Genomic DNA, 22,024 nt, shown 5'->3' with positions numbered 1-22,024 from the left:
GTATTGGACAGCATTAACACCGTACCATTAAGCCATTAGCAGAAACGTTTCAGCTACTTTGAGATGCGGCATCTGAATACTCCCATTAACGTCGTCGGCTTCGTAAGCATGATTGATGGCAACGTCGATTTCGTCCTGCTTAAAAGGGCCATCATGGCTTTTGTTAGCAGGAATGAAGCATTTCGTTTGCGATTTACAGAGGTAGGAGAAGAGATCAGGCAATATGCAAGAATGGGAGATTTTAATTTTGAAATCGGCATTTGCGACTTCTCGGCGATGGCTGAACCGACTAGAGCAATGGATGAATGGCTGGATCAAAATACGAGAGAGCCAATCGCTTATACTGATGAACAGCTGTTTGAGTTTACGATGTTCCGGGTTAGTAGCGAGTCTGGCGGATTCCTAACCAAATTCCATCATATGATTGGGGACGGATGGTCCGCACAGCTGCTTACGAGGGCGATTGGAGATTTATATATGAACGAGCTGAATAAAGAAGAGCGTGGTATCGCAAAAGAGGATCCAGCGGGTTATTTATACTGCGTCACCGAGCAAGAAGAGGCTTATTTTGCGTCTGCACGAAGTGATCGCGATCGCCGATTTTGGAAGGAGCAGTTCCGCACATTGCCAGTTCCAATGTTCGAGGATGATCCTGACCAAATTGCAGGAGCGCGCAGCTCTTATTTGCTGGGTCATTCGCTTTCAGCTAAGTTGAAACAGCTCATGAATAAGCTGGACTGCTCAGATAACACGATATTTACCGGACTAATCCTCCTCTACCTGCATCTTAACTTGAAAAGGGATGATCTCGTTATTGGCACACCTGTGTTCAACCGATCCGGAAGGCACGAAAAGGAAATATTCGGCTTGTTTTCAAGCCTGAAGCTGCTCGATTTGAGCAGCTTTTTATGGATAATATTTTTTTCGGAACTGATATTGAACTATAGCATGTTTTATCAATGGAGAATAGGCTAGGACGTTATAAAATCCACTAATTCACAGAGGGGGGCCATTGCTTGCATCTGGGACCTGATTGTCTTGTTTAAATAGGTTATAACTTGGTCTGAAAGTTTCGAAATTTCTTCTACATTATATTGATCTAACATTTTTATCGATTGTTTTAGAGCAACGGTGTCCTCTGAATACACACAGTTTTGTAGTACTTGAATAAATTTAATTTTTACCAAATCAGTTTCGTTATATAAACGGTAATCATTTTCAGGATTTCTCTCAGCTGTGAAAAATCCGTCTTTCTCCCAGTAGCGAATGGCTGTTTTTTGGACTCCTGTCTGCGATGAGACCTCATGAATGCTAAATCTTTTTTCGTTGCTGAATCCTTGACCCGTATTGAAGTATTCCTCCAGCTCCTTCTTAAGCTGCTCTACTTTCTTTTTTTCTTCATATAAGATAACCTCCTTCTCCCTAACGATCCAGAGAGCCTTGTCCCACTCGCTTCTTAGTAAAGAATGAAGCACTCCTGTTGTCACTTCCATACCAAACGCGGGAGCCATGGCCTGAATGCATGCTAAATACATCTCATGCTGTAAAGTGTACATTCTATAGCCATTGGGCGAACGCTCAGCAGGTGGTATTAATCCTTTTGCTTCATAATTTCGCAATGTGCTGGCACTCATTTTGAACTTTTCTGCAGTTTTTTTCGGGCGCAAGCTCTCGCCATCCTTTCGCCTTAGAACGTTAAAACATAAGTAAGGTTTATTCTCCACAGTCCATTAATTACCTGCTCTATTCACACAAAACCTTTCAATTTGCTTGAATGTTTTACAATGGGGTTATCACGAATTAAGGAGGTCAGTCATGATGACTGAACAATTGCCCCAATTCCGTTATGCCATGTCGATTGAAGATATCGGCAATGAAGGCAATCGGTATATCGATTCCATCTGGTATTCCTTATATGAATCGATGTTTGAGGAGTTAACGGATGCTTTTCGCGAAATTGAGGATGCGGCTTATGGGATGTATTTGGATCGGCTGATGCCTCCATTATTTAAGTGTTTAGAGGAGGCTGGATTAGTCTCCATGGAGCCTGTGGAGGAAAATGACTTCATTATAGGTCAATGCTTGCTATTTCGAAACTCGCTTGAAAAATGGGGCGCCGAGAATAACAGGTCAAGAATATTCTGGAATGTCATCCGTCGCACAGATGGCCATATTGTCGGGACAATATTGACTGAAATTCCTCACTCTCATCTGAAATTCGAAATTCCCTCAGCACCAGTACTCTATACATTGAGAGAAAGTGACAGAGGACGGATTATGCAAGGGATCCGGCAAATCAAAACAATGGAAAATGCTAATGGTGGAGATGTCTAGATTAGTCCTAGGGGAAAGACGGGGAGACGTTCAAGAGAATCACCGATAAGCCAAACTTGATTGATATGATATGCCCTCATGGTAGACAACAGAAAAGAGACATCTATTAAGATGGGACTTAGATGTTGTCTGCTGGAGGGGATTTTTTATCGTGAAAATTATTCAGAGGGAATTGTAACAAGATTTCGTTCATGGATGGTTTGGGTGAGCTGCTTCAAACTTATGCCGTACTGTCGGGCGATATCTCTTGCGAAGCTTTGTCCTTGCGGCTTTCCGGGAGTTACTTTATAAGAGCGATTGGATTCGGTTAAATGATGATCGATTCCTTCTTTAATCCCTGCTACCATGCTGATGAGCTTGCTATCACCGGCTTGCTGGGCATTAATTTCATTTACGCTTTCTGCCAGTTCATGCAGATGTGTAGCGATAACAGCACGAAGACCTAACAATTTAAGCGCACACACAATATCTTTCATTAAATAGAGACTTTCCCCTGGACTGGTTGAAGAGAAAGATTCATTAAGTAAAATCAAACTGTTTGGTGTTGCGTTCTGAAAAATTTCACCTATTTTTTTGGATTCCACGCCTAGCCGTCCCGTCTCCATGCTGGAGTTTTCCTCCACGTTAAAATAAGGATAAAGTCCATCCACAGGACTCATTTCGGCTTCAACACAAGGAACATATAACCCAGCCTGCATTAGAACTTGCGTCAAGCCGATCGCTTGGGCATATGTCGTTTTTCCTCCAGAGTTAGGTCCTGTTAGAATAAATATCCGTCCATGATCGTCAAAGTTAACGTCATTGGTTACGATATGGTCCCCCAATTTGCCATCCTCATATCGAGTTGACAGTCTAAGTGCAAGATTAAGATTATAATTTCCTTTCAAGCGGGTTTTGCGTTCCTCAGATGGAAGCAGAGTAGGTCTGGACATTGGCATGCCCCAATCTCGCAATTTATTGATAAATTTAACAGCCCCAACATAAAAGGCTATATCCGTCTCTAGCGAAAGAATCCAGTTAAAATGCAGATAAGCATATCTTTCAACCATCGGTTGAATCGGTTTCAAAACATGCTTAAGCACCTTTTTTAGATCACGGAATAATATTCTTCGCAGTTCAGTCTCTTCTGGTGACATGTCATAAGTGGAAGTGTCATTTTTAGAAATATGTACGGTTTCCATATGTTCAGGGTTTTTGTACAACTCGGATATACCTTGGTACTCCTTACCGCTTGCAAAAAGTTTGCCGAGAAGAGAATTTCCAGAAAATTTCTTATCGTTAATAGAAATAAGTGTTGCTTCAACAGGGTTTAATTGAGCATCAAAGTTAATGCCGATGGTTACGCTCGAAATTGAATCTAGCCCTTTTTGTAGTATAGGAAGCTGTTCGGATAAGTTTTTAAAGTCGATATCTTCGGAAATTTGAATAATACGATCTCTCAGACGAATAAGTCCTTCGGATTTTAAATGGGCTTCGGTAAAGGCTTTAAGTAATTGTTGAACAAAATCGACATATATACTTAGCTCCTTGATTCTCGATACGGTTTGCAGCATATCAACACTTACGCTGGAATACTTTCCAGAAACAAACCGCATATCAGCAATGATAGATAAACTCTCTTCTAGACATAGCAACAACTCAGAGTTATTTAACAAGTCTTCTACAATATCTAACCTGAACTTAATTGTTTCAGGATCTACGCTTAGTTGTCTAAAAATATTTCGAATATCGTTAAAGTGTTTATGGTTATTGTCTATCATGTGAATGATGGCGTTAAGTTCTAGCTCATTGAAGTCCTGCTCAGTTAATCCTACTCCTTTCATTTCTATACCATGAGGAAAAATAAGATTTATATTTTCGTTTGTGAGGAGGGGCACTTGTATCAATCTCCTTTTTTATAGATGTGATAGTACTGTTCTTGAAACAGTTGTTAACGTTAATATTAAGAACGTAATATATTGATGATTAGTTATTTTATATTATATTTTACTATTTTTTGCCGATCCATGCCAAGGAGCCCTTAGACAACAAAAGCGCTGCCAAAGAGCTCCCTATCTAAACATATAGTGATACTTACTCGTGAAAATTTGTCTCAGCCAAGCTCCCTTTGATGAACTGATCTAACCGTCCAGAGTACCGTCCTTAGATATCCTTAATAAGGCACCAAGCCATTGAACACCTGAAGCCTTAGCAAGGGAAATGCACCAACCTAATTCAACCCGGCTAAGCGAAGGGTTTGCTCTAAACGCCGTATCCACGAAATAATCTTCTAATCCGGGGAAGTTAACGGAGGTGGACTCGGGCATTTGTCCATACAACATGTAATAATTCAGATCATTGTGATTGCTGATCATCCAATAGGTCGGGACAACATGGTGAATATGAAAAATTTCAATTACCCGGGTACCTGGTGTACAAAAAGCAAGGTTGCTCATTCCCGCTCCATGCTGCCCTACGATGGCTTTGGCAGACGCGAACATCTTTATTTGCTGAGCCACAGTCCAATCTTCGAGACAAAGGGAAACGAAGCCATGCGCCTCCAAACAGTGGATCACTTCATTTTCGTTAATGATCCTGCGTACGGATGCTTTTTTTCGTGAAATATAGAAGCGTTCAGGTGTAATGACAGATGTATCCCTTTTTGGCAGGAGCATCCTACGAAAAGCGAAGGGGTCCAGCTGGGTAGTGGGAGTTCATCATGAAGGAAGGCATAATTACCCGGTCTGCTTGAATATTGAAATGATTGTGTGTTCGCATCACTGTCGGTTCGGATATCCCCAGCATGGTCAGCGTCTCTTCAACAAAGAACCGATACGGATTCGGATTCATAATCAGGCTGTGACAAGAACACCCGGTGCACTGAAGCATATAAAATCTGGGGAGCACATCATATAACCAATGAAAATAATTATGAATACCGCAAAAAGTTAGAGCAGCAACGGTTCCGGGAACATGCTGCTGATCCTGATCACTTCTCCTGCTTAATGCGGGATGTTCTTCAGGGGTCATCATTCGGTTCAGCTTCTCATCGTATTCCGGCGAAAGATCATGGATGAGCTTTCCTTCTGTTGAGAGGACAGAGCCTGTCGGCCCCCATAATCGCCCGTAGGGGATAACGGCGACAAAGCCGCCAATGGGCTGGATTGTATAGGGTGTTAAATGGTGATGAATCCTCGATTCAATGCTGTTAGGAGCCCTGTAAACAGAAGGCCCACTAAAATCAAACGGAATGATGCGCCGATCATCCACAGAAGGTTGTATTTCGTTGTTAATGGAAGCTTCCCACTCCCAAATGCTCCTGTGAAAACCCTCTACTTTCCCATTTTGACCTAGCTCGAAGGAATTTCTTGTATATTCGTCCAATTCATATCCCGCCAGTATGCTTGTTATGATAAAGTTATTTTATGTGTTTAAAATATGTAATGACACAGCGCTCATCGCCCCTAGGCGGAGCTATGCCAGAAAGAGCAGGTCAATTCAGCAGCCTGGCCCTTATGAGTGTACATATGAGATAATACTGAATGGCTGTCTTCGACTGATGGCAGTTGACATCAAATTATTAATTCACTATACTGTCTGTAATCTTATAAGCGACATACGTTGAAAGAGCCCAGTAGCAGCTTGGTCCCTGTTCCAGAAAGCCGGGGGTTGATGAAACCCGGTACACACCAAGGCAGCGAATTACACTCTGGAGTATCTCGGGTAATGCCGAGCGGTAATGACGAACGATATCTCGTCGAATGAGCGGCATGAATGACACGCAGCAAACGCTGTAGATCATTTGTGCAATCTGGGTGGTAACACGGTTAATAATCGTCCCTATGTCTATAACAGACAAGGGGCGATTTTTTGTTTTTCAACGGCAATGGACGTTTCGTTATAAGGATACCAATGAACTGAAGGAGTGTTAACGCTGTGAATATTATCGATGAACTTGAATGGCGCGATGCGATTAACCAACAGACGGATGCCGAAGGTCTCCGGGAGCTTACGAATGAAAAATCAATCTCGCTGTACTGCGGCGTGGATCCAACTGGCGACAGCATGCATATCGGTCACTTGATTCCCTTTATCATGCTCAAACGCTTCCAGCTTGCTGGTCATCGGCCGGTCATTCTGATCGGCGGCGCCACCGGAACCATTGGCGATCCAAGCGGTCGTCAAACGGAGCGCTCACTGCAGACGCTGGAGCAGGTCCAAGCAAACGTGGATGCATTGACCGGCCAAATGAAGAAGCTCTTCGTGACTGAGGGCGACAATCAAATCCGCATGGTTAACAACTATGACTGGACGCATAAAATTAACATTATCGAATTTCTGCGTGACTTCGGCAAGAACTTCAGCATTAACTCCATGCTGGCGAAGGATGTAGTGGCAAGTCGACTTGATAGCGGTATTTCCTTCACGGAATTCTCTTACCAGATCCTGCAGTCGGTAGACTACCTGCATCTGTACCAGAATGAAGACGTGCAGCTGCAAATCGGTGGTTCGGATCAATGGGGGAACATTACAAGTGGTCTGGATTTGATTCGGAAGAAGGAAGGACCTGAGGCCAAAGCATTCGGACTGACCATCCCGCTCATGCTGAAAGCAGACGGAACGAAATTCGGCAAAACGGCCGGCGGCGCGATCTGGCTTGATCCGAACAAAACGACGCCGTTCGAGTTCTACCAGTTCTGGGCCAACACGGACGACCGTGATGTTGTGAAATACTTGAAATACTTCACCTTCTTGACCAAAGAGCAAATTGATGAATTGGCCGAGAAAGTGCAGACTGAGCCGCATAAACGCGAAGCGCAAAAAATGCTGGCTGAAGAGATGACGAGGTTTGTTCACGGTGAGGAGATGCTGGAGCAGGCCAAGCGCATTACGGCGGCTTTGTTCAGCGGGGATATTAAATCGCTCACGGCGGATGAAATCGAACAGGGCTTCAAAGAGATGCCGACATTCGAAGCGACACCTGAGACGAAGAATATCGTGGACTGGCTTGTGGATCTGGGCATCGAGCCATCCAAGCGGCAAGCTCGTGAGGATATTACCAAAGGCGCAATCTCGATGAATGGCGAACGTGTTAGCGACGTGGGTCACGAAGTGACAGCCGACCAGGCGATCGGCGGCCGGTTTATCATCATTCGCAAAGGTAAGAAAAACTACAGCTTGGTGAAAATGTCCTAGAACACGCTGCTTAACATAATTCCTGATGGGTTCAGGAGGGGGGCAGTCCTGGCTTCCATGCTGTAATGGGCCGCTAAACACTTTTTTAAGTGCTTGGCGGCTTTTTTTATAATAGAAGTTCATGGGATCGATAGACTCATAATTATATTTATAAAGGAGAGTAAGAGAGAACATGAATATTCAACTCCAGACCGATGTTTGTCATCTGCTTGGCATTCGCTATCCGCTCATTTTGGCAGGGATGGCCGGAGGGCCGACGACAGTTGAGCTTGTCGCCGCCGTATCCGATGCAGGCGGACTTGGTACACTTGGGGCGGCTTATATGGAGCCGGAAGCGATCCGTCATAGCATTAGGGAAATTCGAAAGCTGACGGATAAGCCTTTTGCCGTCAACCTCTTCGCCTCCCGGTCCACGGATTGCTGTGACCGAATCGAAGAAGTTCAGCGAGAGTTAAATGGAATGAGGGATGATCTTGGCATACCCCATTCGGATGCGCAAGAAGTAACCACCCCGGATTGGTTTGAGGAGCAATTTGCGGTTCTCCTTGAAGAACAGGTGCCTGTCATTAGTACGGCATTCGGGATTCTGGCCGAACCTCTTATGCAGCAGGCCAAAGCATCCAAGCTTCGTGTTGTCGGTATGGTAACAACTGTGCGGGAAGCGATCTTGGCAGAGCAAGCAGGCTGTGATGCCATCGTAGCTCAAGGCGGCGAAGCGGGAGGGCATCGAGGAACGTTTGATATCACCGAGCATCCGTTCGGTGCCCAAATTGGGTTGTTTGCATTGGTGCCGCAAATTGTGGATCGCATTAACATACCCGTTATTGCCGCTGGCGGCGTGATGGATGGACGCGGACTTGTAGCCTCCCTAGTTCTGGGAGCACAAGGTGTGCAGATGGGGACGAGGTTCCTAACTGCGGTGGAATCCGGTGCCCATGAGGCTTATAAGCACGCGCTACTGCAGAGTACGGAAGAGAGCACTGTCATCACCAAAGCGTTCTCGGGGCGGCCGGCAAGAGGGATCAGCAATTCATTCATCCGGCGCTGGGACGCAAGTGGTGTAAAGCCGCTGCCTTTTCCTACACAGAATACGGTGACCCGTGACATCCGGAATGCTGCTGCCCGCCAGGGCAATCCGGAATATATGTCCTTGTGGGCGGGACAAGGCACCAGAGGGCTCACTTCGGGACAGCTGGCAGCAGAGATTGTAGCGGAGACAATCCAGGAAGCGCTGTTAATATGTCCATATAATGTATCGGAGGCTTTAGAATGAGACAGGGAAATCCAGAAATCTGTCGAACATTTTTGATAGTAATTAATAACTGAAAACGACCGTAATGATGGTAGATGGGGGTTATGATGTCCACACCTATTTTGTCTACGAAACTATATATCCCAACTCTTCGGTCGAGAGTTGTTCCTCGTTCTCGCTTGATTGAGCGTTTGAGAGAGGGTCTACACTTACAGCGGAGGCTGACCTTGATCTCGGCCGCTGCCGGCTGTGGTAAAACCACACTGCTCAGCCAATGGATCGAAGACTGCTCGCTTCCAGTAGCCTGGCTGTCATTAGAGGAGAGCGATGACGAACCAGTAAGATTTCTGGCTTACGTCACGGCTGCTCTGCAAACCATCGGGGTGGATATCGGAGAGGGCGTAATGAATAAACTCCAGGCATCTTCTCCTCTACCATTGCCGATTAATTCTATCGTCACGGCCATATTGAACTCAATTGCAGCCAAACCGGCCCCCATCATGCTCGTACTAGATGATTACCACGTGATTCGTTCCAAACTGATAAACGACACTCTCGCTTATCTTATTGAGCACATGCCGCCGCAGATGCATCTGGTTATCGCTAGTCGTGACAATCCCGATCTGCCTTTAGCTCGGCTGCGTGCCCGGAATCAGGTGACCGAAGTGCGGACGACAGATTTGCGATTCACATATGCGGAAGCTTCAGAATTTATCCGCCAAGCGAATGGCCTGGATCTGTCCGAGGAAGAGGTATCGATCCTCGAATCCCGCACCGAAGGATGGGCTGTGGGCTTGCAGCTAGCAGCGCTGGCCTTGCAGGGACGGCAACACGCAGCAGACTTTATTAGCTCCTTTGATGGGAATCATCATTATGTGTTGGACTACCTGGTTGAGGAAGTACTGCAACAGCAGCCTGAGAACATTCAGGAGTTTTTGCTAGGCACATCGATTCTTGACCGGATGTGTGGTTCATTGTGCGAATATGTTCTAGGGGAAGGCGCTGGCGATTCCTCAACTTCTGCTATATCCGGACAGGAAATTCTGGAACACTTGGAGCAATCGAATTTATTTATGGTTCCGCTGGACAAGGAAGGGAACTGGTTTCGGTATCACCATTTATTCTCGGATGTGCTGCGTCAGCGTTTATTTCGCAAAGGCAGATCAGCCAATAGTGGGAAGAGGGAAGCATATGAATTGCATCGGCGTGCAAGCGCATGGTTTGAACGCCATGATGAGCACCAGGAAGCTTTTCAGCATGCGATTGCAGCTCAGGATGTAGATCGAGCTACCCGCTTGATTGAAGGGGGAGGAATGCCCCTGATTTTTCGGGGAGCTGTAGCACCTGTACTCCAATGGTTGGGTTCCTTGCCTAAGGAGGAGTTGGAGACAAGACCTGCCTTATACGTCATGCATGCTTCAGCATTATTGATGGTTGGCCAAATGACCGATATTGAACATAAACTGTTAGCAGCCGAAACCAAGCTGCAAGGTGTGCAAGACCCTAACGCACGGGATCTTTTGGGACATATATTCTCCATACGTGCTACGCTGGCTGTCAGCAAGCATCAACCGGATATCATCATGGAGGAGTCACGCCGAGCCTTGGAACATTTAAGTCCGGATAATCTGCCGGTCCGCACAGCCACGGTATGGACGCTGGGATACGCTTACCAGCTCAAGGGGGAACGTGCTGCGGCCAGTAAAGCATACCATGAGGCATTAGCTGTTAGTCAGCAGATTGGCCACATTATGATCACCATAATGGCGACACTTGGTCTGGGAATAGTTCAGGAAAGGAATAATCAGTTGCATATGGCGTCGGCAACATATCGGCGAGTCTTGGACTTGGCGGGCGATCCTCCCGTACCGGCAGCATGCGAAGCTCATCTGGGTCTGGCTCGAATCTGCTACGAGTGGAATGATCTGAAGGGTGCGGAACTGCATGGGCAGAAGGCATTGCAATTGGCCGGACAGTTTGACCAAACAGACCGGGTTGTGGCCTGCGAGGTGTTTCTCGCAAAGCTGGAACTTATACGGGGAGCATTGGGCGAAGCAGTAGCCAGATTAGCTCAAGCGGAATATTTTGCCCGCCAGCATAATTATGTGAATCAGCTGTCTTCTATTGCGGAAGCTCAGGTAATCGCGATGCTTCAACAAGGGGATTTATGTGTGGCGACTCAGCTTGCGAATCAGCATAAGCTCCCGTTAAGCCAAGCCAGAGTATTTCTCGCACAGGGGGATACGACAGGAGCATTGGCAATACTTGAACCATTGCGTGTACATATGGAAGAGAAGGAATGGGCAGATGAACGCCTCAAAGTCATGGTGATGCTGGCTCTGACCTTTCAAGCCCGGGGTGAGGAGCTGCGAGCATCACGCCTCATTGCGGAAGTTGTGGCGATGGGAGAACCCAGTGGTGTCATTCGATTATTTATCGATGAAGGGCAGCCGATGCAGGCATTGTTAAGAGCGGCGTATGCCAGCAAACCGAACCATAGCTATCTGGATCTGCTGTTGCATGCATTTAAGACTGAAGGGCGGGGACAGCAACTGGAAGGCGGAAGCTCATCACTTCCCACATCTCCGAATTCGATCCAGCAAGCAGCGTATCTGATCGAGTCGCTAACTCGGCGTGAATTAGAGATTCTTCATCTTATATCCCAAGGACTGTCAAACCGGCAGATTAGCGAAAAACTTTATGTTGCGCTCAGCACGGTGAAGGGTCATAACCGAATTATTTATGATAAACTTCAGGCTACGCGTCGTACCGAAGCAGTCATGCGTGCTCGGGAGCTGGGATTGCTCTAAGGATTATCGCTAATAATACTTTGTTTCATTAGAAAACCATACTTAAGTATGGTTTTTCCGGTACCTAACGGCAGATATACTGATTGCAAATGCAGATTTGGAGGAAAATCATGAAAGCAATGGTATGCACCGCTTATGGATCACCGGAAGTTTTGAAGCTCCGAGAAGTAGAAAAGCCATTACCAAAGGATCATGAAATTCGCATCAAGATTTATGCAACCACGGTCAATTCAGGAGACTGCCGCGTGCGTGGATTTCGCAGTCCTCTATTGTATAAGATACCGATGAGGCTGGTGCTGGGTTTGAGAAGACCAAGACAACCCATACTCGGCGTCGAGCTGGCTGGGGAAGTAGAAGCTATAGGCAAAAGTGTTACCCGGTTCAAGATAGGCGATCAGGTCTTGGCATTCAGGGGCATGCGCTTTGGGACATATGCGCAGTACATCTGTATGCCTGAAGATGGAATGTTGTTGCTAAAACCTCCTCATGTGACTTATGACGAAGCTGCCGCTATCTCTTTTGGAGGAACGACAGCGCTGCATTTTCTTAGAAAAGGCAATATCAAGCAGGGACACAAGGTGCTGGTTTATGGTGCTTCTGGAGCGGTGGGTACTATGGCCGTACAGCTTGCCAAGCGTTATGGAGCGGAGGTTACCGGCGTTTGCAGCACCGCGAATGTGGAACTGGTGAAAAAGCTTGGAGCCGACCGGGTTATGGATTATACGAGAGAGGATTTCACGAAAAGCGCAGAGCGTTATGACATTATCCTGGATGCAGTCGGTAAAATGCCGAAATCCCGCTGCAAGCATTCCCTGGCGCCCCACGGGAATTATGTTACCGTTGATGGTCAAGGGGTGGCAAAGGTGCTTATGGAAGATTTGCGGTTACTTACGGAGCTGCTGGCAGATGGTCAGATTAAGCCTGTTATTGACAGAAGGTATGGATTGGAAGAGATTGCTGAGGCACACAGGTACGTGGATGAAGGGCATAAGAAAGGCAGCGTCGTTATCACCGTGGGACATGACGAGTGAGAATTGATATAATACCCTTTTCACGAGCATTACGATATTTAAGCCGATCCTTTACGGGTCGGTTTTTCTCATTACGTGAAGAATTTATCTTGAAGGTGTCATGTGATAGTCTACAAGAAGTTGATATCACAACGAAATAGGAGGGTTATCATGACAGAACGGCTACCATGTCGAAGCGATGGATGTTCAGCTACGATACTGCCGGCAACCGCGGCCAAAACAGGCGGTTATTGCATGCCGTGCAAGCAGGAGATGGAGCGTAAGGAACGGCAACGTTACATTGAAGCACATCGGAGAGATGTCGACTTGTTTGAAGGGATTACAGATCCCGTAGAGGTCCTTAAGATCATGCATGCCCCGCTTAAACGGGATCCATTGATTCGCTACATTCCCTATCCACGCAAAAGAGAGGAGGTATATTCGACGTTATCTCCAGCCGAGGCTCAGCGAATGGTGACTATAGCCCTTGATCTGCTGGAAGCGGGTGATGAAGATACCTACCAGGACATTCTTGTCTCCCTGGTCTGCTACCAGAACACGTCGCTTGAATCCTGCATCAAGGCATTGATGGAACACGATATCTATTATCCTGGCATTTTGTTTAAAGATGCATCTGCCGATAGCAGGGATGAATTGCTGCAACGAGTAGAACACGACAGGGATAACCGTAACCATCTGCTGCTTACCTTGGCCTGGATCGGGGATGATCAGGTCGTGCGCCAATTTCAAGAATGGAGGTCCGATCCTCCCTCTTGGGCAAAGGAACTGTATGTCCCGCCTGAAGCTTATGCGCAAGAAGGAGGATGGGGAATCACGAAAAAAGGGAGCAAGCGGGATTTATTCTACCATGAGAGCTACGCCATAGAGAAAAGATTGTTGTCCGAGACCCCACGTTTAGCGTTATCTAATATGGAACCTGCAGAATTTCTGACGGAGCATTCCGCTTGCTGTCCATGGTGCAGAAGCAGTCTGACCACTTTGGTGGATCTGGACATCAGTCATCCAAAGCTTCAATTCCTTGGGTTGTCCGGAGAGAGGCTGCGGGTGAGCACCTGCGTGAACTGCAGCTGTTACGATACGATCTATATGGATGTGGATTTCCACGGGAAATCCGAATGGAGCCAAGCCAATAGTAGACAGGGTTATGAACTGCAGCTAGATTCCGATGAGGATGATAGAAGCTATACGGCGGCAGGGCAGTCCTTACGGCTGGCTGACAATCCTCGCAATAGCTATTATGCCGCCTATTGGGCACTGGGTCCGACCGTTTCGCAAATCGGTGGCTACCCGGCTTGGATTCAGGACGCGGTATATCCACCCTGTTCCTGCTGTTCCCAAAGCATGACCTTCATCGGTCAGCTGGATTGGGAACAGATCGAAGAGTATGGGGAAGGTATATATTATATGTTTCTATGTGCGGACTGCCAGGTAACGGCAACTTTGTTTCAGCAAACTTAAACACTCTCTTCTTCTAATACAATTCCCTGGAATTTGGTTGAGGTATTAAGATATATAGTTTTTTATTCACCCTTCAATTGGTGTGGTATTATATACCATTAGAGAAGGATCTGAGAATGGAGGCCACATTCGTGAAGAAATTGAATCGTAAGGTAGCTTATATGTTAATGACGATCCTGTTGATGGTCAATTGTACAATGATGGGCACTGTTGCAGCTGCGAAGGCAGTCAATGGAGATTCCAGATCTAGACCGGTTAGTGTTGCTGGAGGCAGCGGGCACGGCGTAGCAGCATGGGACGACGGTTCCGTTACCGCCTGGGGTTACAACAAGTCCGGTCAAATTGGTGACGGGACAAGCATTCATCAACTGGTGCCTAAGCAAGTCGCGGGTCTAACGGATATCATTCAGGTGGCCGCTGGCAACCATACTTCATTTGCCTTGGACAAGAATGGCGACGTATGGGCTTGGGGTGAATATTACTCTCCCTATGTTAGCGGAGATCCTCTATTGCCTTTCCAGAAGCGTGGAGGACTTACGAAGCTGGAAGGACTTAAAGATGTAGCGAGTCTGGCCATTTCCACGCATGGTTCAGTTGCGTTACACAAGGACGGGACGGCAACGATATGGAACGAGACATTTGATCCGAATGATCCTACAAAAATGACGGTAAAGTACTTCCCTATCAAGGGAGTCACGAATGCACAAAACATTGTCGTCGCTGGACATGAGGCTCTGATTCTCGGTCGTGACGGCAGCGTTGGCATGATAACGGTATATAACAGCTTTTACGATCGATACCGGCTGGAAAGTGAGTTTCGCGAGGTTAAGCCGCTTGTCGCTTCCTCCATTACCGGAATCGCATCATATTGGTATGACGTGTTTCTGCTTGATAAGAATGGGACAGTGCTGCAATGGAATGTGAATACGAAGCAGAAAGCGCCGGTTGCAGTGAAAGGACTTAAAGATATCAAAGAGATCAAAACGGGGTACAACCGTTTATTCATGCTTAAGAAGGATGGCACAGTCTGGCAGTGGAATTATAATAATCCAGCAGCTAAGCCTTTTCAAGTGAAAGGTTTGACAGGTATAACGGCATTATGGGGCAGCAAGGGACATACAGGCTATGCAATCAATAAGGATGGTCAGCTGCTGGCTTGGGGAGAAGAGCAATATCAAGGCAGCGGCTCACTTAACGAGCATGATGGGAAGCCAGTCTTGGTGCAGCCTCCTTTGTCTTGGACGGTAAATGGACAAGAGATTAGCTTCTACAGTTCATCCGCCATTGTAAAAGGCAAGCTATATGTACCGTATACTAGCGTATTTAAAGCACTGGGGATCAAAGTGAAACGCGGACAATCCAATCCCGATCCGAAACACGGTAATCAGGGATTTCCAGTCTGGTCTTTCTCTTATGGTGGGAATACCGTATCCATTAAGTCCAGTGATCCGGCAGTTGTATTGGTGAACGGGAAGGTGACGCGAGAAGACAGCAGTATTCCATTCCTGGCCAATACGAGCATGTTTCCATTGGAGTTGATTACATCCAAGCTTGGCATTCCGATGTCCTGGAATAAGACGACAGGTGAAGTGATCCTGGGGACAATTCCATAAGAATAGCATGAGGAAGACACGCCCATATGGCGTGTCTTTTGCTTTTCTGGATAAGACCATGACGCTAAAAAGATCGCTCCCCAACTAGGAGGGGAAGCAATCATTATGTAATTTCATTTATGAGGACATGGGATTTTTGATCTCCATGCACTCTTCAAACCGCAGTCATATTTTTATGAGACATGCTCTATTTCAGCTTCCCACTTCGATATTGCCTCGCGAACCCGGGGAGCTACCTCGGTTCCGAGCAGTTCGATCGCCTTCATTACTTGGTCGTGCGGCATCGTGCTTAACGGTACATACATCATGAATCGTGTAACGCCTACATTCTTGCGAAGATGAATAATCTTCTGGGCAACCGATTCCGGATCGCCAACGTACAGCGCACCTTCAAAGCTGCGCGCAGCATCGTAGCTAGAACGATCATAATGGGTCCAGCCCCGCTCCTTGCCGAGTTTGTTCATGCCAGCCTGAGTAGAAGGGAAAAAGGTGTCAGCTGCATGTTCATTATTCTCTCCGACGAATCCTATCGAATGCGCCCCCACCTGTAGCCGTGATACATCATGACCAGCATGCGCTGCTGCTCTCTTATAAAGCTGCACAAGGGGTTCAAAATTCATCGGGCTTCCGCCAATGATCGCTAGCATCAGCGGCAGCCCTAACAAACCTGCACGGATGGCGGAATTCTGTCTCCCTCCGCTGCCGATCCATACAGGTAAAGGGTTTTGAACAGGCCGTGGATACACGCCCAAATTGTTAATTGCTGACCGATGTCCGCCTGCCCAGGTTACTTTTTCGGGTTCCCGCAGCTTAAGCAGCAATTTCAAGTGTTCTTCGAACAGTTCATCATAGTCATTCAAGTCATAGCCAAACAACGGGAAAGATTCGATAAAAGAACCCCGACCGGCTATAATCTCTGCACGTCCGTTTGAAATACCATCCAGTATGGCAAAATCCTGAAATACACGTACTGGATCAGCTGAAGAAAGCACGGTCACTGCACTGGCTAACCGAATCTGTTTTGTACGGGCTGCAGCTGCAGCCAGCACAATAGCGGGCGAAGAAGCCGCATAATCTTCCCGATGATGCTCGCCTATGCCAAATACATCTAGACCCACCTCATCGGCAAGGACAATCTCCTCAACCACTTCTTGCAATCGTTGTGCGTGACTCATCACTTCACCCGTGTGTACATCCGGTTTTGTTTCTACAAATGAAGTAATACCAATCTCCATGTGAAATCTCTCCTTTAAGTTGCAAATAAATAGGTGAAGCAATCTGTTATCGTTTTGTTATCGTGATAAGGCATCCTTAGTACCTTTGGTCATAATCCAAAATACAAGAGCAAAAACGCTGACCGAAGCCCCCAACACAGATACTCCATTCCAGCCGTACTGTGCGTAAACATGGGTCGAAGCAATGGAGCCGGCAGCACTTCCGATAGAATAAAAAATCATATAAGCGCCAACGAGCCGACTGCGTGCTTTGGGACGTAAAGCGAAGATCATGCTCTGATTCGTGACATGCACGGCCTGCACCGCCAAGTCCAGGAGAATAATGCCAATGACCAATGCGAACAGTGACCGTTCTGTGCAGCTGATGGGCAGCCATGATAGTACTAGAAGGAACAACGCGATTCCTGTCGTTCGCTGTCCATAACCTCGATCGGCTAGCTTACCGGCCTTGGCCGCAGCCAAAGCTCCTACAACGCCCACGAGGCCAAATGCCCCAATGGCTGTGTGTGAAAGGGATAAAGGCGGTGCACTAAGAGGCAGCACTAATGGTGTCCATAAAATGCTGAAGACAGTAAAGATGAGCATAGCCAGAACAGCGCGGATGCGTAACAACCGTTCTTGTACGAACAGCATCAGTACCGACTTAAGCAGTTGAGGATAAGATATTGACTTTTCCTCATGCTTCACATTTGGAAGTGTCTTGTATAATGCATAAATCACAAGAAGCATCAGAGCAGCAGAAACCAGATAAACCGAACGCCATCCTGCAAGATCCTTCAAAACTCCGGCAACGGTTCGTGCTAGAAGGATGCCGATTACAATACCGCTGGTTACCGTACCAACGACACGCCCTTGTTCAGCAGGGGCTGCTATGGTCGCCGCGAACGCTACAATGGTCTGCGTCACAACGGCAAGCAATCCGACCAAAGCCAATCCTGCAAAGAGCATTGAGCTGGAGGAAGCAGTACCAACGATAACCAATGCTATCATGGAGACTGTCATCTGGTTGAGAATCAATCGACGCTGATTCAAGAAGTCTCCAAGCGGCACCAACAGCAGCAGTCCCAATGCATAAAAGATTTGAGTAGTGGTAATGAGAATTCCAATGATCGAATAGTCAATGCCAAACTCAAACGACAGCTGATCGAGCAGCGGTTGAGCAAAATAGATATTGGCAACCGATATTCCACAAGCTACTGCAAACAGTAACGTCACGTAACGAGTTAGGGGAGTGCGATCAACGGATTCTGCTGAGTTTACCTTTTCTTGTGGCATTTTCGCCCCCGTGTTGTTGTGGACCGCTTTTCGTTTTACCTTCTCATCCATTTCTGAGCATCTACCCCTTTTGTTTTTTTGTGTACCGATCGGTATGTTAAAACTCCAGATAAATATATCCGCATTGTTATTCCTTGTCAACATGTTTGTTTTAAATGATTGGTTTAGTATCTTGCGAATTTCGTCACATCTGTATGTATAAGATAATTAGGGGTTTGACAAAAGCAGCAGCACATCATAAAATTATTTATACTGATTGGTACTTAATTGAAACTTCTGCACGCCGTGAGAATCACAGATATTCCCCTTAAATAACAATAACGAGAGGTATTCATTATGGGACGAGTTCGCGAATTTGATGAAGAGAAAGTATTAGATGCCGCGATGCAGCTATTTTGGGAAAAAGGTTATGAGGCTACCTCATTAAGCGACTTGACTTCCAGAATGGGCATTCAACGGCCCAGTATATATTCAGCTTTTGGAGACAAAAAGGAACTGTTTGAAACAGCCCTGCGCAAGTATACGAGTTCGCGTGCTTCCGAGACGCGAACCAGGCTGCAAACTCATCAATCGGTTAGGGAGGCGTTCCGAGCCTTTTTTGAGAATGTAGTCGATGAGGAATACTCCGATAGCCCCAGCCGAGGATGTTTCTGCATCAACACGATGGTTGAGCTTGCGCCACATGATGAGAAATTTGAAATTCTCACAAGGGAACACCAGATGTACCTGGCCGTCATATTTCAAGAAACCATTGAACGTGGCATCCAATCGGGTGAGCTTGCGAGCGATACGAACGCCAAAGCTTTATCTCAAGCGCTCATCGTATCGTTAATTGGTCTGACTGTGATGTTGAAATCCCGTCCGGACCGCTCATTCGTCAACAATTCGATAGAGGTGACTCTTACATTACTTAGATAGGATGTTTTCGAGCTGTATGGTCATATGTTGTTGCAGCCTTGAAATCATAGTAAACTGTTCTAAAAAAACAACAGTAGGTGCATCGATGAATATTAACATACGGACAGGAAAGATAGAGGATCTTCAGGAAATTATGGCTTTGATTGCCCGCTGTGTTACGGTCATGCAGGCTGGAGGCAGCGATCAGTGGGATGATCAGTATCCGAACCGGGAAGTCATCGGGGTGGATTTACAGCGTGGAACGTTGTTTGCAGCTGAGGGTGAAGGCCGGATCTTAGGAATTATTGTCCTAGACGAATCGCAGGATGAACAGTACCAGACCATGAACTGGAAGCAGATAGAAGGACCTCATTTAATGATGCATCGTCTTGCCGTTGACCCAGAAGCACAAGGACAGGGTGTTGCGCGAAAATTGATTGCCTTCTCCGAGGAATATGCCGTACGTGGTGGTTACAAAAGCCTCCGATTGGACACTTATGCCAAGAATACGGCTGCGCTCAAGCTTTATCAAGGTTTGGGGTACGATCTGCGGGGTGAAGTGAATTATCCTGGGAGAGCTTTGGGCTTCCCGGTATTTGAGAAGGTACTCGATAAATAGCCTTACAATAAGAAAGTCTGCTGAGGATTAGTACTTATGCTGATCCGAGGTGGACTTTTGTTATTCTGAAGATAGGCTCTGGAGGGTTCCGACAGTTCCTAGGATGGAGGTTTGTCAGTATGGTTTATCGCCTCTATTTAGATTTTTTTCGAAATAGATATTGAAATCTGCATGGGATTGAGCGATAATGTATTTAGATGAAATTCTAAATAGAAATACGGGTGATGCAAATTGGGGTTTCCTGAAACATTCAAGGCGTTATCTGATCCGGTAAGGCGCGAAATTCTGGTTATGCTCAAGCGCGGCAAAATGCCAGCAGGTGAGATTGGTCAGCATTTCGATATGACCGGCGCAACCATTTCGTATCATCTATCGCAGCTGAAGAAGGCGGGACTGATATTTGAAACGAAATACAAGAATTATGTTTATTATGAAATTAATGTGTCGGTCTTTGAAGAAATTATGTTATGGTTCTCACAATTTAACGGGGGGAAACAAGATGGGGAAAAAGAATAGCTCCACACTCATTATGACCACGCTGGGATGTTTATTGCCGATTATTTTATCGATCACGCTGTATGACCAATTGCCCGCACAGATTGCCGTTCATTGGAACAGTGCAGGTAACCCGGATAATTATTTACCAAAGGCTATAGCTGTGTTCGGGCTCCCGGTCCTGATGGCGGTGCTTAACTTCGTTGTGCATATCGTCGTTAACAATGATCCTAAGAAGATGAATGCTGCTCCGGCTGTAAGATGGATTGGTTTATGGTTGATTCCCGTATTGTCAGTTATTATCATGCCTGTTACGCTGTTTAAGGCCATGGGTGCTGATCTGCCGATTCAGACGATTGCGCCGGCGCTTGTGGGCATTGTGATTATTGTAATCGGAAATTATTTACCGAAGACCAAACAGAACTATACGATGGGCATTAAGCTCCCATGGACGCTGCATAGTCAGGATAACTGGAACAAAACACATCGTTTTGCTGGTTACCTATGGATGGCGGGCGGGACGCTCATCATCATGACAACATTTTTAAAGTTAAATATTGCTTTAGCCATCATCCCAATTGTGGTGGTGCTTGTGGTTATTCCGACTGTATACTCGTATTCTATGTTTAAAAAAGGTGTATAAATTATCTCTTCTCCTGTGAGCCGAACCATTAGAACTAACTGGTAGTAAACAAGGCTGAGTCCCGAATTCTTGGGGTTCAGCCTTGTCTTGTTTTATTTGCCGTAAGGAACAATGGTTTGAATGGTGCCGTCCTCATGGTAGGTCAACTCCGTAAATTTGACGCTGCGTTTATTGTCTGCTCCTCCGGAGAGGGAGCTGTCATGATAGAAGAGGTACCATTTATCCCGGAACTGAACGATAGAATGATGCGTGGTCCAGCCGATAACAGGAGTGAGGATTGTGCCTTTAAATTCGAATGGACCCATCGGACTTTGACTCGTGCCATAGACGATTTTGTGCGTAGAACCGGTGGAGTATGAGAGATAGTAGATGCCATTGTATTTGTGAACCCAGGGGCCTTCAAAATATCTACGCTCTTCATCTCCTGCGACAATCGGCTCGCCATTCTCATCGGTAATGGATATTTCCCGGGGCGCATCCTTGAAAGTAAGCATATCGTCACTCAGTTCCGCAACCCGCGGACCGATGGCAGGTGCATCAGCAGCAGGTCCTTCCGCATTCGGAGTATGCGCTTCGGTCTGCCATTGCTCCAATTGCCCGCCCCAAAGGCCGCCGAAGTACATATAGGCCCGGTTATCGTCATCCACGAATACAGCGGGATCAATGCTGTAACTTCCCGGAATATAGTTGGGCTCTGCCTTAAAGGGTCCGGAAGGAGAGAAGCTTGTCGCCACTCCTATTCGGAATATATCGTCATGATCTCTTGCAGGAAAATACAAGTAGTACGTGTCGTTCTTATAAGCAGCATCCGGAGCCCACATCTGTTTCTTGGCCCATGGAACATCCTTTATATGCAGAGCTTCACCATGGTCCACGCAAGGAGCATTCACATCATCCATCGACAGAACATGATAGTCCTCCATGTCATATTGGTCCCCGTTATCATTGGATGTGTTCTCGTGATCAAGGTCATGAGACGGATAAATATAAATCTTACCCTCAAATACGTGGGCAGAAGGATCGGCGGTATAGATATGAGTTACAATCGGTTCATTAGGCTGCACGGGCTTGGTCATCACTGTTCCTCCTTGATTCAATACATTGTAAGCGCTTCTCATATTATTTTATCAGACGCTTATTGGTCCTTAAACCTAAGAAAATTAGGTATTTCACCTAAAAATATTAGA

General features: G+C 46.4%; 18 protein-coding genes, 1 pseudogene and 1 other annotated feature. Of the genes and pseudogenes, 12 read left to right on the top strand and 7 right to left on the bottom strand.

Going from position 1 to position 22,024, the window contains the following annotated elements; all coding sequences use genetic code 11:
* Positions 1–51 precede the first annotated feature (51 nt).
* Positions 52–975 (top strand): annotated as a pseudogene (locus tag AM231_RS16335) (condensation domain-containing protein); the annotation flags it as partial.
* Here the strand turns inward: AM231_RS16335 and AM231_RS16330 are convergent.
* A complete protein-coding gene (locus tag AM231_RS16330; RefSeq protein WP_082341666.1) occupies positions 972–1,667 on the bottom strand; it encodes a MerR family DNA-binding transcriptional regulator in 696 nt (231 codons plus the stop codon). The pseudogene AM231_RS16335 and the gene AM231_RS16330 overlap by 4 nt on opposite strands.
* 148 nt (positions 1,668–1,815) lie before the next feature.
* On the opposite strand from AM231_RS16330, the gene AM231_RS16325 reads away from it, so the two are divergent.
* Positions 1,816–2,334 (top strand): DUF6022 family protein, encoded by a 519-nt coding sequence (locus tag AM231_RS16325; RefSeq protein ID WP_082341665.1) that lies wholly within the window; start codon positions 1,816–1,818, stop codon positions 2,332–2,334.
* Between the two features lie 158 nt (positions 2,335–2,492).
* On the opposite strand, the gene AM231_RS16320 is transcribed toward AM231_RS16325, so the two are convergent.
* The 3 genes from AM231_RS16320 to AM231_RS16310 form a co-directional block, all read right to left on the bottom strand.
* Positions 2,493–4,157: a MutS-related protein gene (locus AM231_RS16320; protein WP_131724761.1), complete on the bottom strand. Its 1,665-nt coding sequence runs from the start codon at positions 4,155–4,157 to the stop codon at positions 2,493–2,495.
* A 297-nt stretch (positions 4,158–4,454) separates the two neighbouring features.
* Positions 4,455–4,988, bottom strand: coding sequence for a glycosyltransferase family 61 protein (locus AM231_RS16315; RefSeq protein ID WP_082341664.1), 534 nt, complete (start codon positions 4,986–4,988; stop codon positions 4,455–4,457).
* Position 4,989: 1 nt separating this feature from the next.
* The gene (locus tag AM231_RS16310; protein WP_054403452.1) at positions 4,990–5,697 is read right to left on the bottom strand and encodes a glycosyltransferase family 61 protein; all 708 of its coding nucleotides are present in this window, start codon (positions 5,695–5,697) and stop codon (positions 4,990–4,992) included.
* A 228-nt stretch (positions 5,698–5,925) separates the two neighbouring features.
* Positions 5,926–6,158: a binding site (T-box leader), on the top strand.
* 91 nt (positions 6,159–6,249) lie between these two features.
* Here AM231_RS16310 and tyrS point away from each other — a divergent pair.
* From tyrS to AM231_RS16280, 6 genes are all read left to right on the top strand, one after another.
* Positions 6,250–7,509: a tyrosine--tRNA ligase gene (gene tyrS, locus AM231_RS16305; protein WP_054403451.1), complete on the top strand. Its 1,260-nt coding sequence runs from the start codon at positions 6,250–6,252 to the stop codon at positions 7,507–7,509.
* A 172-nt stretch (positions 7,510–7,681) separates the two neighbouring features.
* The gene (locus tag AM231_RS16300) at positions 7,682–8,782 is read left to right on the top strand and encodes an NAD(P)H-dependent flavin oxidoreductase (protein ID WP_054403450.1); all 1,101 of its coding nucleotides are present in this window, start codon (positions 7,682–7,684) and stop codon (positions 8,780–8,782) included.
* 158 nt (positions 8,783–8,940) lie between these two features.
* Entirely contained in the window at positions 8,941–11,571 is a 2,631-nt protein-coding gene (locus AM231_RS16295) for a winged helix-turn-helix domain-containing protein (protein WP_341271615.1), read from the top strand.
* Positions 11,572–11,681: 110 nt separating this feature from the next.
* Positions 11,682–12,602 carry an NAD(P)-dependent alcohol dehydrogenase gene (locus AM231_RS16290; RefSeq protein ID WP_054403448.1) on the top strand — a complete coding sequence of 307 codons (921 nt, stop codon included), beginning with the start codon at positions 11,682–11,684 and terminating at the stop codon, positions 12,600–12,602.
* A 150-nt stretch (positions 12,603–12,752) separates the two neighbouring features.
* The gene (locus AM231_RS16285) at positions 12,753–14,060 is read left to right on the top strand and encodes a hypothetical protein (RefSeq protein WP_054403447.1); all 1,308 of its coding nucleotides are present in this window, start codon (positions 12,753–12,755) and stop codon (positions 14,058–14,060) included.
* A 131-nt stretch (positions 14,061–14,191) separates the two neighbouring features.
* Positions 14,192–15,673, top strand: a complete 1,482-nt coding sequence (locus AM231_RS16280; protein WP_054403682.1) for a stalk domain-containing protein — start codon at positions 14,192–14,194, stop codon at positions 15,671–15,673.
* 173 nt (positions 15,674–15,846) lie between these two features.
* Here the strand turns inward: AM231_RS16280 and AM231_RS16275 are convergent, their stop codons facing one another.
* A complete protein-coding gene (locus tag AM231_RS16275; protein ID WP_054403446.1) occupies positions 15,847–16,908 on the bottom strand; it encodes an LLM class flavin-dependent oxidoreductase in 1,062 nt (353 codons plus the stop codon).
* 57 nt (positions 16,909–16,965) lie between these two features.
* Positions 16,966–18,183 (bottom strand): MFS transporter, encoded by a 1,218-nt coding sequence (locus AM231_RS16270; RefSeq protein ID WP_054403681.1) that lies wholly within the window; start codon positions 18,181–18,183, stop codon positions 16,966–16,968.
* Between the two features lie 336 nt (positions 18,184–18,519).
* Here AM231_RS16270 and AM231_RS16265 point away from each other — a divergent pair, with 336 nt between their 5' ends.
* The 4 genes from AM231_RS16265 (at position 18,520) to AM231_RS16250 (ending at position 20,837) form a co-directional block, all read left to right on the top strand.
* The gene (locus tag AM231_RS16265; RefSeq protein ID WP_054403445.1) at positions 18,520–19,101 is read left to right on the top strand and encodes a TetR/AcrR family transcriptional regulator; all 582 of its coding nucleotides are present in this window, start codon (positions 18,520–18,522) and stop codon (positions 19,099–19,101) included.
* 85 nt (positions 19,102–19,186) lie between these two features.
* The gene (locus tag AM231_RS16260) at positions 19,187–19,699 is read left to right on the top strand and encodes a GNAT family N-acetyltransferase (RefSeq protein WP_054403444.1); all 513 of its coding nucleotides are present in this window, start codon (positions 19,187–19,189) and stop codon (positions 19,697–19,699) included.
* 231 nt (positions 19,700–19,930) lie between these two features.
* Positions 19,931–20,215 (top strand): autorepressor SdpR family transcription factor, encoded by a 285-nt coding sequence (locus tag AM231_RS16255; protein WP_054403443.1) that lies wholly within the window; start codon positions 19,931–19,933, stop codon positions 20,213–20,215.
* The gene (locus AM231_RS16250; RefSeq protein WP_054403442.1) at positions 20,199–20,837 is read left to right on the top strand and encodes an SdpI family protein; all 639 of its coding nucleotides are present in this window, start codon (positions 20,199–20,201) and stop codon (positions 20,835–20,837) included. Before AM231_RS16255 ends, AM231_RS16250 begins: the two co-directional genes overlap by 17 nt.
* Positions 20,838–20,929: 92 nt before the next feature.
* Here AM231_RS16250 and AM231_RS16245 read toward each other — a convergent pair whose 3' ends face one another.
* A complete protein-coding gene (locus AM231_RS16245; protein ID WP_054403441.1) occupies positions 20,930–21,913 on the bottom strand; it encodes a glycoside hydrolase family 43 protein in 984 nt (327 codons plus the stop codon).
* Positions 21,914–22,024: the final 111 nt, after the last annotated feature.

Source organism: Paenibacillus solani (assembly GCF_001277345.1).
GTDB classification, from domain to species: Bacteria; Bacillota; Bacilli; order Paenibacillales; family Paenibacillaceae; genus Paenibacillus_AQ; species Paenibacillus_AQ solani.
This window is presented reverse-complemented; position numbering and strand designations above follow the sequence as displayed.